This window comes from Nocardia wallacei, assembly GCF_029868745.1.
Lineage (GTDB): Bacteria > Actinomycetota > Actinomycetes > Mycobacteriales > Mycobacteriaceae > Nocardia > Nocardia wallacei_B.
This window is the reverse complement of the sequence record NZ_JARWOP010000390.1, coordinates 1-12,642: the sequence shown is the minus strand read 5'-3', so window position 1 is coordinate 12,642 and position 12,642 is coordinate 1. Positions and strand designations below refer to the sequence as shown.

Here is a 12,642-nt window from a genome sequence, read left to right as displayed (position 1 = left end):
GTGAATCGTCGGATCCTCACGCTGCTGGCTGCCCTGATTCCCGTCCTCGTGCTCGGTGTCGTCGGCAGCGCCGTCACGGTGCCGTTCGTCGCGCTAGGGCCCGGTCCCACCTTCAACACGCTGGGCGATATCGAGGGCAAACAGGTCGTCGACGTGCAGGGCGCGGCGGTCGATCCGACGGCCGGCAACCTCAACATGACCACGGTGTCCGTTCGCGACGGGCTGAATATTTTCGAGGCGTTCGTGCTGTGGGCCGACGGTCGATACGGCCTGGTGCCGCGTTCGGAGGTGTACCCGCCGGGCGTGCCGCGTGATCAGATCGACAAATCCAACGAGCAGGACTTCAAGGACTCCGAGGACAACGCGGAGCTGGCGGCGCTGCACTATCTGAAGTACCCGACCACGGTCCGGCTGCGCACGGTCGCCGAGGACGGCCCGGCCAACGGCGTGCTGCGCAAGGGCGATGTGCTGGTGAGCGTCGGCGGCAAGCCGGTCGCCACCTCCACGGACGTGGTGGAGGCGGTGAAGGCGACCAAGCCCGACACCGTCGTGCCGATGGTGGTCCGCCGCGACGGCGCCGAACAGACTCTCGACGTGAAAGTCGGTGCGCGCCCGGACGACAACGCCAAGGGCTACCTCGGCGTCACACCGGAAGAGGTGCCGCAGGGCCCGCTGGACGTCACCTTCAACCTGGCCGATATCGGCGGCCCGTCCGCGGGCCTGATGTTCAGCCTGGCCATGATCGACAAGCTGAGCCCCGGACAGCTCAACGGTGGCAAGTTCATCGCCGGCACCGGCACCATCGACCCGACCGGCAAGGTCGGCCCGATCGGCGGCATCCAGTACAAGATGATCGCCGCCCGCGAGGCCGGGGCCGAGACCTTCCTCGTTCCCGCCGACAACTGCAACGAGGCCCGCCAGCGCATCCCCGACGGCCTGAAACTGGTGAAGGTCGAAACCCTCACCGGCGCAGTGCAATCCCTCGGCGATATCAACGCGGGGCGGGACACGGTCAGCTGCGGCTGAGCCCCGGCTCTAGTCCTCCGGCTCGTTCTCCAAGGTGTGGCGCAGCGCCTCGACCAGATTGGGCGCGAGGTTGGGGGCGGTGCGCAGGTCGAGATCGCCGAAGGGATCGTCCTCGTCCTCGTCGGGGCGGATCTGCAGCAGGCTCAGTGAGACGCCGTCGCGGAGGGTGCCGACGAACAGGCGGGCGTCGCGCCGGCCCGGGTGCGTGACCGCGGCCTTGCGGGCGGCCCGGTCGGCGGCGTCGCGGTCGGCCAGCAGCGGGGCGATGGCGTCGTCGAGGGTCTGCTCGGCGTCCGGCGGCAGCACCACGATCTGCTGCATCAGCACGCAGCCCGCCACCGCCGGCGGCCAGCTGGTGGTCGCCAGGAATTCGTCCAGCGCCATCGAGTCCCCGCGCAGGTCGTCCGGAAGCGGTTCCTGCGCAATGGGAGTCAGTTCCGCACCGTCGGCGAGCTGATCCTCCAGCGTCGGCTCGGCCGCGACCAGATCGGCGGTCGGCACCAGCGCGAACAGCTGCGGCGGCCGGTCCCATCCTTCGCCGTCGGCGTACTCGGCCACTTCGCGGATGCAGCGGTACAGAGCGGTGGAGGGGTTCACGATGGTCACGGCCGACACCTTAGGGCCTGCCCGGATGCGTCGGGACAGACACCTGGCGATCGTGGCGGGCACGCGTCGCCGAGCCGCGCGCGACGCACTCGGGTAGGGAGTGTGATCCAAACCGACCCGTTTTACGTAGAGTGGGGCGCGAGAGACGGTCCGCAGGGACCGCCGCAACATCGGACTGCGGTGCGCCGGCCGGGAAGTCGCGCACCGCCGGACCTGGGAGAGTGGCTCGTGGGCATGCGCCCCCCGACAGGCTTACCTTCGCTGTCCCGTCGTAGCCGCGTGCTGCTGCTGACAGCCCTCGTCATCGCGGCGCTGCTGCTGGTCGGGCCACGGCTGGTCGACGCCTATACCAACTGGTTGTGGTTCGGCGAGCTGGGTTTCCGGCGCGTGTACGCGACGGTGCTGGTGACCCGCATTCTGCTGTTCCTGGTGGTGGCGGTCGTGGTCGGCCTGCTCATCTGGCTGGCGCTGCTGGCGGCCTACCGGACCCGCCCGGTGTTCGTCCCGGTCGCCGGTCCCAACGACCCGATCGCGCGCTATCGCACGACGGTCATGGGACGGCTGCGGCTGTTCGGCATCGGCATTCCGGCGCTGGTCGGTCTGCTGTCCGGGCTGGTGGCCCAGTCGAGCTGGGTGACGGTGCAGATGTTCCTGCACGGCGGCTCGTTCAATATGAAGGATCCGCAGTTCGGCCTGGACGTCGGCTTCTACGCCTTCGATCTGCCGTTCTACAAGATGCTGCTGAACTGGCTGTTCGTCGCGACGGTGATCGCGTTCTTCGCGAATCTGGTGACGCACTATGTGTTCGGCGGCCTGCGGCTGTCCGGGCGCGAGGGCACCCTGACCCGCCCGGCCCGCATTCAGCTCGCGATCATCGCCGGAACCTTCGTGCTGCTCAAGGCGATCGCGTACTGGTTCGACCGGTATTCGATGCTGTCGAGCACGCGCAAGGAGCCCACCTTCACCGGTGGTTCCTACACCGATATCAACGCCGTGTTGCCGGCCAAGCTGATCCTGATGTCGATCGCCGTCATCTGTGCGATCGCCTTCTTCACCGGAATCGTGTTGAAGGACTTGCGGGTTCCGGCGATGGCGGCGGCGCTGCTGGTGCTGTCGTCCATTCTGATCGGCGCGGTGTGGCCGCTGATCGTGGAGCAGTTCGAGGTGCGTCCGAACGCGGCGACCAAGGAGTCGGCCTACATCGAGCGCAATATCGCCGCCACCCGGCAGGCGTACGGGCTCACCGACGACAAGGTCCAGTACCAGGACTACAAGGGCACCCAGACCAAGGACCCGACGTCCATCACCGCCGACCAGCAGACCATCAAGAACATCCGGCTGCTGGACCCGAACCTGTTGGCGCAGACCTTCATCCAGCGCCAGCAGTTGCAGAACTTCTACGGCTTCCCCGAGCCGCTGGACATCGACCGCTACACGGTCAACGGCGATGTGCAGGACTACATCGTGGGCGCGCGGGAGCTGGTGCCGCAGAACCTGTCCGGCAACCAGACCGACTGGATCAACAAGCACACCGTCTACACCCACGGCAACGGTTTCGTCGCCGCGCCGGCCAACCGCGTCAACGTCGCGCCGCCGAAGGAGACGCAGCAGGCCGCGACCGGTTCGGCCGGGTCGAACACGGGCGGTTACGGCTACCCGGTGTTCAACATCGGCGATCAGTCCACGGTCAGCGACCTGTTCACGCCGAAGGACAAGCAGGCGATCAAGGTCGACCAGCCGCGCATCTACTACGGCGAGATGATCGCCAAGTCCGATGCGGACTACGCGATCGTCGGCGGCAACGACCAGCCGCCGCGCGAATACGACACCGGCACTTCGCAGTACACCTACACCGGGTCGGGCGGCGTGCCGATCAGCAACTGGTTCAACCGCCTGGCCTTCGCCGCCAAGTACGCCGAGCGCAACATCCTGTTCTCGGGCGCGATCGGGTCGGATTCGAAGATCATCTACAACCGGAATCCGCGCGATCGGGTGCAGCAGGTGGCGCCGTGGCTGACCGCCGACGGCGATGTCTACCCGGCGGTCGTCAACGGCCGCATCCAGTGGATCGTCGACACTTACACCACCCTCGATAACTTCCCCTACGCCCAGCGCACCTCGCTGGAGGGCATCGAGGATTCGATCGATCAGAACACCGGACGGATGCTGCCGCGCAAGGAGGTCAGCTACATCCGCAACTCGGTGAAGGCCACCGTGGACGCCTACGACGGCACGGTGAACCTCTACGAGGTGGACTCCAACGATCCGGTGCTGAAGGCGTGGGAGGGCGTGTTCCCGAACGCGGTGCAGCCCAAGAGCGCCATCACGCCGGAGTTGCAGGCCCACTTCCGTTACCCGGAGGACCTGTTCAAGGTGCAGCGGGACATCCTGTCGCGCTACCACGTGAACGATCCGCGAGAGTTCTTCACCACCAACGCGTTCTGGTCGGTGCCCAGCGACCCGACCTCGGATACCCCGACCAACGCGCATCAGCCGCCGTACTACGTGCTGCTGGGCGATCCGCAGACGGGTAAGCCGCAGTTCAACCTGACCAGCGCGATGGTGGGATACAAGCGGCAGTTCCTGGCCGCCTATATCCAGGTGAATTCGGACCCGGAGAACTACGGCAAGTTCACCGTGCGCAAGCTGCCCACGGATTCGCAGACACCCGGCCCGCAACAGGTGCAGACGTCGATGACGACCGATGCCCGGGTGTCCAGTGATCGGACGGTGCTGACCGGTGGCAATACCAACAAGATCAAATACGGGAATCTGCTGACACTGCCGGTCGGCGACGGCGGCGTGCTCTATGTGGAGCCGTGGTATCTGGAGCGCAATGCCGGACCCAACGCGGCATCGTTCCCGCAGCTGGTGAAGGTCCTCGCCAGCTCCGGGGACAAGGTCGGCTACCAGGCCACGCTGGGCGACGCGCTCAACGACGTTCAGGAGGGTCTGGGTTCGACGGCGACCCAGCAACCCGGCCAGCAGGCGATCAACCCGCCGCCCAGCGGGAGCGGCACCGCGCCGCCCGCCAACCAGGGCACCCAGCCGCCGGTCACCCCGCCCTCGACCGGGTCGGCCGGTAAGGATGCCGCGGTCAAGGAGATCAACGACGCGCTGAAGGGCGTGGAGGACGCGCAGAAGTCGGGCGATCTCGGTCGCCTGGGCCAGGCGCTGGAGACCTTGCAGAAGGCCGTCGACGATTACAACAAGGCCGGCGGATAGCCGGCCGACACGCGACACGGCGCCGCCATCGTCATTGATGGCGGCGCCGTGTCGTTTCTCCCGGTATGGAGAGCTTTCGCGTCAGCGGCCGAGCGACTCGATGAGCCCGCTGTTCTGCTGCAGGATCTGCTGGTACTGGTCGGTGACGCCGAACTGGGTGGCGAGCTGGTCGCCGGTGCTCTTGGCCTGGTCGAGCAGGGCCTGGCGGTCGGACGGGGAAGGGGCGGGCGCAGCGGGCTCCTCCGGCTGCGGCTCGGGCTGCGCGACGCTGTCGTCGCCGGCGCCCCAGCGCAGGTACTGGCCGCACACCGGCCAAGCGCCCACGCCCTGCGTGGCGAGGACGTTCTCGGCGACCCGGATCTGCTCCTCCTTGGAGGCGTGGGCCGGGCTGCCGGAGCCACCGTTGGCGTTCCAGGTGCTCTGCGTGAACTGCAGTCCCCCGTAGTAGCCGTTGCCGGTGTTGATGTTCCAGTTGCCGCCACTCTCGCACTGGGCGACACCGTCCCAGTCGTGTGCAGCGGCGGAAGCCGTGCTGGACATGGCGAACGGGACGGCAACAAGGGCGCCGGTGACGGCGGCGAGGCCGAGGGCGCGACTGCTGATCTTCCGGTTCTTGTTCATTGGCTGTTTCCCTCCCTGCGCCCACCAGCACGACGGCGAACCGTCGGTCCCTGCCCCCAGGAGGTCGGGGATCCCTCGAACCGCGGGGCAGGATCACCGGCGTGCAGCGGTTCGGGTCGGTTGCCCGTCACGAGGATCGATCCGGGCCGAGCACGACGATAACGAACAGATTTCGACAGATCACGTCTTGATAACGTCTGGAATGCATGAAGCGCATAACCGAATTGAGGGCGTTGATGCAGGATAGCTATGCTCCATTTGGAAATTCCGGTCGGTCTGTTATCGGTTCGTTATGTGTTATAGATCACCCTGTGATTGTGGTCCGGCTCACGTTTCTCCGCTCTTGCGTGGGGGACGCGCGTGTGCGTAGAAGTGATCCGACGGATACTTTCGGGCCCGATGTCCGGATCGCCCGCTCATGATCATCTCCGCGCACCCGGAAACCCGCCCTGACCACCCGATTTGTATGTCCTCACCACCTGTGTGTAATGTTGTGTTCACCGACGCGGGGTGGAGCAGCTCGGTAGCTCGCTGGGCTCATAACCCAGAGGTCGCAGGTTCAAATCCTGTCCCCGCTACTAGACGGAACGGCCCCGGAACCACTGGTTCCGGGGCCGTTTTCGTGGTGGATGGCATCATTAGCGGAACCAAGTGTCATCTGTGTTGTGGCGTCCCGCTCGGTATGGACGTGACTACGCGGCCCTCGTTGGTGCCGTCGACGATCAGCTCGCGGATGAACTAGGGCCTGTGTCGAAGTGGGTGGAGGCGGGCTTGTGGCCTGCCTTCACTGGTGTCGGAGCCATTGGTTGATGGCGGCGATGTGGATGGTGGCGAGGTAGCGGACGGCGAGTTTGTCGTACCGGGTCGCCACAGCGCGGTGTTGTTTGAGCTGGTTGATGCCTCGTTCGACGGTGTTGCGGTCGCGGTAGACGATCGAGTCGAACGCTGACGGGCGGCCACCGGCACGGCCGCGATTGCGGCGGTGGGCGGCTTGGCCGGCCGGGACCGGGATCGTCGCTTTGATCCCGCGCCGACGTAGCCAGTCCCGGTTGTGACGGCTGGAGTACGCCTTGTCGGCAAGGACCCGATCCGGTCGTTTCCGCGGCCGCCCGCCGACCGGCTTGCCGACCTCGATCGCGTCGAGCACGGTCGTGAATCGAGGGCTGTCGGCGGCCTGACCGGCAGTGATCAACAGTGCCAGCACTCGGCAACCTCGCTCACACGCCAGATGCAGCTTGCTCGTCCACCCGCCCCGCGACCGGCCCAACCCGTGATCGGCAGGCTCGGGCGCACCACGACCACCCGGCGGTTCGGCCTGCCCGCCGCCCTCGCGGCGGGCACCGGCAGCGTGGGGATGGGCGCGGGTGATCGTGGAGTCCACACTTACCTGCCATCCGATCAGCCCGGCCGCATCAGCGAAGACCTGCAACAACTTCCAGATCACCAGCCACACCCCGCCGCGCTGCCAGCGGCGGAACAACCCGTACACCGCCGACCACGACCCGTACTGCGGCGGCACGTCACGCCACGGGCAACCCACCCGCGCCCGCCACCGGATCCCGTCGATGAGCTGCCGTTTCGTCCATGTCGGCGGGCGTCCCGCCTTCTTCCCACGAGGCAGCAACGGCTCCCACCGCGCCCACTGGGCATCGGTGAGATCCGCCCGCCCCGCCACCGCTACGCTGGGCACGAGGTCTCCGGTATTCGTTCTGGCTTGGTCGCTGAACTACTTACCGGAGACCTCGCCCATTCGCCAACGCAGACAACAACTTTCAGAAGCAGACAAGGGTGGTACCACGCAGCGGTGCCACCCTCACTTCACTTCGACACAGGCCCTAGCGCTCCGGAGCCTCGCGACTGCAGCGGCCGGAACCGGTCGATCTGCAGTCGGTCGAGCACTACCGGCGCATGATCGTCTACAGGGAGCTGCGCCGCGGGCAGCGGTTGCCCACGGTTCGTGACCTCGCCCAGCAGTGGAGCATCGCACACACCACCGCGGCGAAAGCGTTGCGTGAGTTGGCTTCCGAGGGTCTGGTCAACACGAGCAACCACGGCGATGTCGTCACGTACGGCACGAGTGTCGACCGCAGCGACCCCCGTCACCCGGACCACCGTGTTGGCCTGGAACTCGGCTACCTCGAGCTGCTCAGCCGCAGCGAGTGGCGCCGCGGGGCTGAGACTTCGACACGTGCGAACGGCTGAGGTCCGCGTGGATCGTATTGGCACCGGCGCCCCCGAGGACGGAGCAACGAGGCGGGTTATGCCCAGTGCGGCAACATAATTCAGTTGCCAGCGTGGTCCATCGATGCGAAACTGTTTGTGCGCGAAGGCGCATCGAACTTGGGGGAATACTTTTATGAAACTGCGATCGATCGCGTCCGTCTGCGCTGCTGCTCTGATCGGCGCTATCGCCACCATCCTTACGCCCACCCCGCCAGCACATGCGGAAAATCTGTGTGGCTTCGCGTTTGTCAGGGGGCAGCCCTACGTCGAACACGGCGCGGTGATCGCCGGCGGATACGCCGACTGCACGACGCCACCTGACGAATTCTCCATCTCGCTGACCCTGGTCTTCTCGCCGCGCCGAGGCGGAGGCGAATTCACTACGCGCGCTGCCGAAGACAGCCGCCACAAGATTCCGAATCCGCGGTTGAACATCGCGACGTGGGCGCAGTGCGAGCCCGGATTGTGGCGAGGTATCGCGGCCATATGGGAGACGTCGAGTGCCGGGTACTATACATACTCTGTCCACACCCCAGTCACGATCATCAGCTGCTAGGACGCGACATGAGATTGGTTCCCGGCCGTTCGGCACGTAACCCGTGGATCTGGGCGCGACACAACGTCGTCTATCCCTTGATGGCTCGCATGCAGCGACCGCCGAAAGGCGCACATCTGGGCTGGCGCCCATATCGTGAGTTCGGTTTCTGGGTAGTCCGCCCACGCCAGGGCTGGCGTCGCTTCCGGTGGATCACTCCGGGCCTCTACTACACACGCAGCATCCCGGCCTCCGACGAGTACGCCGCTTTCGACTGGGCGATGGAGCGGCTAGGGATCGGAGAGTCGGCCCGCCCGGCGTGACCGCCTGGCCACTGTAAGAGTTCCAGCTGACCCCGGTCCCGAGCCCCACCTGTACCCCTTGCAGGCGGGGCTCGCTGCGTTCCGGCGACTTCGCGTCGACTGGGGTAGGGCCGGTGATCGGCTCACCGGACGGCTTGACGGGGCTACGGTGAGCGGCGCGGACGTAACGCTGATGGCCGAGCACGGGGTACCGAGCGCGGGTCGCGGAGTTGGAGTACAAGGGTGAATCCACTCTACGACTGCGTTCGAGCCGGACGAGGCTGTCTGCGCGGGTTCACACGGTCGTCGTAACACTCTCGATTTGAGAGGTTGCGGCGACTGTGTCGTTTTCGGAGGATGTGGCTCGGTTCGGGGATCGTCTGGTTGGGTTGGTCGATTCTGGTGTCGCGGTGAAGGAAGCGGCTGTGGTGTTGGGGATTACGCGGCAGCGGTGTTATGCGATCTTGCGGGTTAGGGGCGCCGGGGTTGGTAGGGCCAGGAGTGTGCCGCGGCCGGTGGATGCGGAGTTGATCAAGTCGGTGTTCGCCGCGACAGGGTCGGTGAATCGTGCGGCCAAGACTGCCGGGGTGGCGTTTTCGGTGGCTCGGCGAATTCTGGTGGCTGATGGTGTGGTCGGCGCCGCGCGGCGGAGGCGGGGCAAGCCTGAGGCACGGCGGCGGTATCGTGCCGATCAGGCCGCGGCCGCGGCTCGCGCCCGGACCAAGCGGTCCAAGCTGGTGGACAACCAGCCCTTGCGGGATACGGTGGCCGAGGGGCTGTCGCGGCGGTTGTCGCCGGAGCAGATCTCGCATCGTCTGCGCAAGGACTTCCCCGACGACGAGAGTATGCGGGTGAGCCACGAAACGATCTGGTTCCGGGGCCGGTTCATTTCCAGGCTTACCGACCGCGGCCGGGGCCGAGGGTGAGCCGAATCAGGCCGGCTCGACGCTGAATACGGCAATCCGGTCCGCTGCCGCGGCGACTCCTTCCGGCGTCGGGAGGTCGGCCAGGCCCGTGGTGACGAATCGCTGTCCGACGCTCGCTGGACTGGTCTCGACCAACTCGCGCAGGAGCGGCCCGCGATCGGGCACCGGCACCTCGACCAGGCGGGCCGTCGACGTCTTCCGTCCGCGCGCCAGCGTGACCGTATCGGCTGCGCGCACGTTCGCCACCCAGGCGGCCTTCGGGAACGCCTGGACGATGTATCTGCCGCCGCCGAGCTCGTTCACCGCGATGGGGAAGGTGAGCAGCTTGCCCGTGCGCCGACCTCGCACCGTGAGCAGTTGCATCGGGCCGAAGGCGATCCCGGCTCGTTGCAGGCCAGAGATGATCTTGTTGACGGTGTTGACTCGGCGGCGGTAACTATCTGCGTTCATGAGACCAGTGTAAGCCGTAATATCCGAGATGGATATAGTATCGTTTACATACTTTCTCTCGCGTTGGTGAGGTGCCGTGGTCGGCTGTCTCCGACGGTGTCCCTCGCTGCTGTGGAAGTGTCCGAGCGTGCCGTACGATATGGAATCCGTATGAGGCAGTAAAGCCGAGGTGGGGTGACGATGGGAACCGAGCGCGCGGCGTCTCGACGGCAGCGGAAGCTGGCCGTCGAGGTCAGAGACGCGTTGCGCGAGTTGAACATTCAGCTTTCGCTGCTCAATCGGCGGTTCGGCGGGCGAGTCGAGTTGCGGGACGTCGACTGGACCTGCCTCGATCTGATCAACAGGCACGGTCCGATGTCACCCTCCACGCTGTCCCGCCGGGCCGGCCTGCACCCGGCCACGTTGACCGGCATCCTCGACCGGTTGCAGAAGGGCGGCTGGATCGTGCGCGAACGCGACCCCGAGGCGGCCGATCGCCGGGCCGTCACTCTACGGGTCGTGCGCGACCGCAATCCCGAACTCTACGAACTATTTTCGGGTATGAACAGCCGGATGGACGCACTGTGCCGGCACTACTCCGAGGCCGAACTCGAGACCATCGCCGACTTCCTGCGCCGCACCAGCGCCGCCGGCCAGGAAGCCGCCGACGAACTCGCCGACGGTTGAGTTAGCGGAGCGTCGGCCGGCCGGCACAACCGTTCGCCCGCAAGCACCCCGATTCGGCCCCGGTCCTGCGGTTTTGGGGTGCGGACCGAGGTCGTGTAGGGTCATAACTACCCGACGCGGGGTGGAGCAGCTCGGTAGCTCGCTGGGCTCATAACCCAGAGGTCGCAGGTTCAAATCCTGTCCCCGCTACTAGAGGAAACGGCCTGGAACCTACTGGTTCCGGGCCGTTTCCGCGTTGAATTGGCATCATTAGCCGAACTAAGTGTCACCTGTGCCGTGGTGTCCGTGACGTCCCGCCCCACCATGCGCGTGACAGCGTGGACAGCGGAACCTTCATCCGGGGCTGCTCCACCAGTATCGGACGGTTATCGTGCGATCTTGGCCGTTGCCACCCCAAACATGTTGGCGCGTAATTAGAGTGGACGACGCAAGAGCCTCGTGACTCTGGTATGGGGGAGACAAGCCGTTGGCCGCTGATGACATCGACGTATTCATCTCCTACAGCCACACCACCGACAGCGCTCTACCACCCGGGTTGCAGCGGGCCCTCGAGCGTCTGGGTCGGCCATGGTACCGAGCGCGAGCTCTGCGCGTCTTTCGCGATCAGACCGACCTGCCCGCCGCCGACGCCCTTGGTCGCGAAATCCGCATCGCGCTCGATCGGTCCCGGTATTTCCTCCTGCTCGCCTCGCCGGAGGCCGCCCAATCGACGTGGGTCGGCGCCGAGATCGACCACTGGATCCGGCATCGCGAACGAGCCAACTTCCTGATCGCCATCACCGACGGCGCAGCGGTGTGGGACGACGAGTCGGGTGACTTCGATTGGCCGGCGACGAGCGCGTTGCCCGCGCGGCTGACCGGCTACTTCGACGAGGAACCACTGTGGGTCGATCTGCGGCCAGGTCGATACGGTAGGCCGAGCCTGCGGGACGAGTCCTTCAAGGATGCGGTCGCGACGCTGGCCGCACCGATCCATGGCACGGACAAGCGCACGCTCATGAAATATGACACCCGCCAGCACCGGTATGTCTTCGCTGCGCTCGCGGTGTTCCTCATCGCTGCCTTGGTCGCGAGCCTGGGCTTCGTCTTCCAGCGCGACGCCGCTCGCGACGAGCGCGATTTGGCGACATCGCGCAAGCTGATCGCGCAGTCACGCCAGCTGGCAGGGTCGGATCCGGACCTGGCGCGGCTATTCGCGGTCGCGGCCGTGAATCTCGGCGTCGCGTCGGAGCGGGCGAACGCCGAAGCCGCGCTGCGTGCGGCAGTGGTGAACCGCGCTCGCCGCGTCATCCCCGCGCATAAGGCGGCCGTGACGGCGATCGCGTACAGCCCGGACGGTGCCACCATCGCGACGGGCAGCGCGGACAAGACAGTTCGGCTCTGGGACGCGGTGACCGGGCGCCCGCGGGGCGAACCACTCACCGGTCACCCTGACTATGTCGCCGCGCTCGCCTTCAGCCCCGATAGCGCGACACTCGCGACAGTGAGCAAGGACGGGATGGTACGAGGCTGGGAAGTATCAAGCGGGAGAAGCCGTTTCGAGCTATCGACGAGTCATGTGTCCATCGTGTCGGTCGCCTTCAGCAAGGACGGCGCGCTGCTCGCCACAGGCGACGGATCCGACGGGTCAGTTCGCCTGTGGGAGACCGCGACCCGCACGCAACATGGCGATGTGATAGCGGCGCACCGGAATTCGGTCAAGGCCGTTCGCTTCAGCGAGGACGGCTCGACCTTGGTCACCGCGGGCTTCGACGACACCGTCAAGTCGTGGGACGTCGCCACCGGGCAGGCGCGGGGTTTGCCGGTGACCGGCACGATCGGTACGGCGTGGTCGGTGGATTTCAGTCGGGACGGCGCGACGGTAGCCACCGGCCACGGTGCCGGGCTCGTCCTGCTGGCCGATGCGACCAGTGGGCGTACGCTGCGTGAGATCTCCACCGGCGGAACGGGATTGCTCGCGTCGGCGGCATTCGCCCCGCAGGCGACTACCGTCGCCCCCGGCGGTGGCGGCGACGGGGGCGGCCCACTGTGGGGTTACAGGACCCGCGCGCGCCATTGGGGA

11 protein-coding genes, 2 tRNA genes and 1 pseudogene are annotated in these 12,642 nt (G+C 66.4%); 10 read left to right on the top strand and 4 right to left on the bottom strand.

Annotated features, from left to right (window positions below; translation table 11 throughout):
- Positions 1-1,026 (top strand): YlbL family protein, encoded by a 1,026-nt coding sequence (locus QH470_RS37740; RefSeq protein ID WP_280277192.1) that lies wholly within the window; start codon positions 1-3, stop codon positions 1,024-1,026.
- Positions 1,027-1,035: 9 nt separating this feature from the next.
- Here QH470_RS37740 and QH470_RS37735 read toward each other — a convergent pair whose 3' ends face one another.
- A complete protein-coding gene (locus tag QH470_RS37735) occupies positions 1,036-1,641 on the bottom strand; it encodes a PPA1309 family protein (protein WP_425302857.1) in 606 nt (201 codons plus the stop codon).
- A 219-nt stretch (positions 1,642-1,860) separates the two neighbouring features.
- Here QH470_RS37735 and QH470_RS37730 point away from each other — a divergent pair, with 219 nt between their 5' ends.
- On the top strand, positions 1,861-4,857 hold the full coding sequence (locus tag QH470_RS37730) for a UPF0182 family protein (RefSeq protein ID WP_280277190.1): 2,997 nt from the start codon (positions 1,861-1,863) through the stop codon (positions 4,855-4,857).
- Between the two features lie 81 nt (positions 4,858-4,938).
- On the opposite strand, the gene QH470_RS37725 is transcribed toward QH470_RS37730, so the two are convergent.
- Positions 4,939-5,478: a transglycosylase family protein gene (locus QH470_RS37725; RefSeq protein WP_280277189.1), complete on the bottom strand. Its 540-nt coding sequence runs from the start codon at positions 5,476-5,478 to the stop codon at positions 4,939-4,941.
- 504 nt (positions 5,479-5,982) lie between these two features.
- Between QH470_RS37725 and QH470_RS37720 the strand changes: the two genes are divergently transcribed.
- Positions 5,983-6,056 (top strand) — tRNA-Met (locus QH470_RS37720).
- A 206-nt stretch (positions 6,057-6,262) separates the two neighbouring features.
- Here QH470_RS37720 and QH470_RS37715 read toward each other — a convergent pair.
- Positions 6,263-7,168 carry an IS5 family transposase gene (locus tag QH470_RS37715; protein WP_280277188.1) on the bottom strand — a complete coding sequence of 302 codons (906 nt, stop codon included), beginning with the start codon at positions 7,166-7,168 and terminating at the stop codon, positions 6,263-6,265.
- A 218-nt stretch (positions 7,169-7,386) separates the two neighbouring features.
- On the opposite strand from QH470_RS37715, the gene QH470_RS37710 reads away from it, so the two are divergent.
- From QH470_RS37710 to QH470_RS37695, 4 genes and pseudogenes are all read left to right on the top strand, one after another.
- Positions 7,387-7,680 carry a GntR family transcriptional regulator gene (locus QH470_RS37710; RefSeq protein WP_280277187.1) on the top strand — a complete coding sequence of 98 codons (294 nt, stop codon included), beginning with the start codon at positions 7,387-7,389 and terminating at the stop codon, positions 7,678-7,680.
- Positions 7,681-7,834: 154 nt separating this feature from the next.
- A complete protein-coding gene (locus tag QH470_RS37705) occupies positions 7,835-8,257 on the top strand; it encodes a hypothetical protein (RefSeq protein WP_280277186.1) in 423 nt (140 codons plus the stop codon).
- An 8-nt stretch (positions 8,258-8,265) separates the two neighbouring features.
- Positions 8,266-8,559, top strand: coding sequence for a hypothetical protein (locus QH470_RS37700; RefSeq protein ID WP_280277185.1), 294 nt, complete (start codon positions 8,266-8,268; stop codon positions 8,557-8,559).
- Between the two features lie 320 nt (positions 8,560-8,879).
- Positions 8,880-9,410: pseudogene (locus QH470_RS37695) on the top strand (IS30 family transposase); the annotation flags it as partial.
- A 60-nt stretch (positions 9,411-9,470) separates the two neighbouring features.
- Here the strand turns inward: QH470_RS37695 and QH470_RS37690 are convergent.
- Positions 9,471-9,914 carry a nitroreductase/quinone reductase family protein gene (locus QH470_RS37690; protein ID WP_280277183.1) on the bottom strand — a complete coding sequence of 148 codons (444 nt, stop codon included), beginning with the start codon at positions 9,912-9,914 and terminating at the stop codon, positions 9,471-9,473.
- Positions 9,915-10,094: 180 nt separating this feature from the next.
- On the opposite strand from QH470_RS37690, the gene QH470_RS37685 reads away from it, so the two are divergent.
- The 3 genes from QH470_RS37685 to QH470_RS37675 all read left to right on the top strand — a co-directional run.
- Complete coding sequence (locus QH470_RS37685; protein ID WP_280277182.1) at positions 10,095-10,580, top strand: MarR family winged helix-turn-helix transcriptional regulator; 486 nt, start codon at positions 10,095-10,097, stop codon at positions 10,578-10,580.
- 115 nt (positions 10,581-10,695) lie between these two features.
- Positions 10,696-10,769, top strand: a tRNA-Met gene (locus QH470_RS37680).
- A 277-nt stretch (positions 10,770-11,046) separates the two neighbouring features.
- A partial coding sequence (locus QH470_RS37675) for a toll/interleukin-1 receptor domain-containing protein (RefSeq protein WP_280277181.1) occupies positions 11,047-12,642 on the top strand: 1,596 nt, incomplete at its 3' end.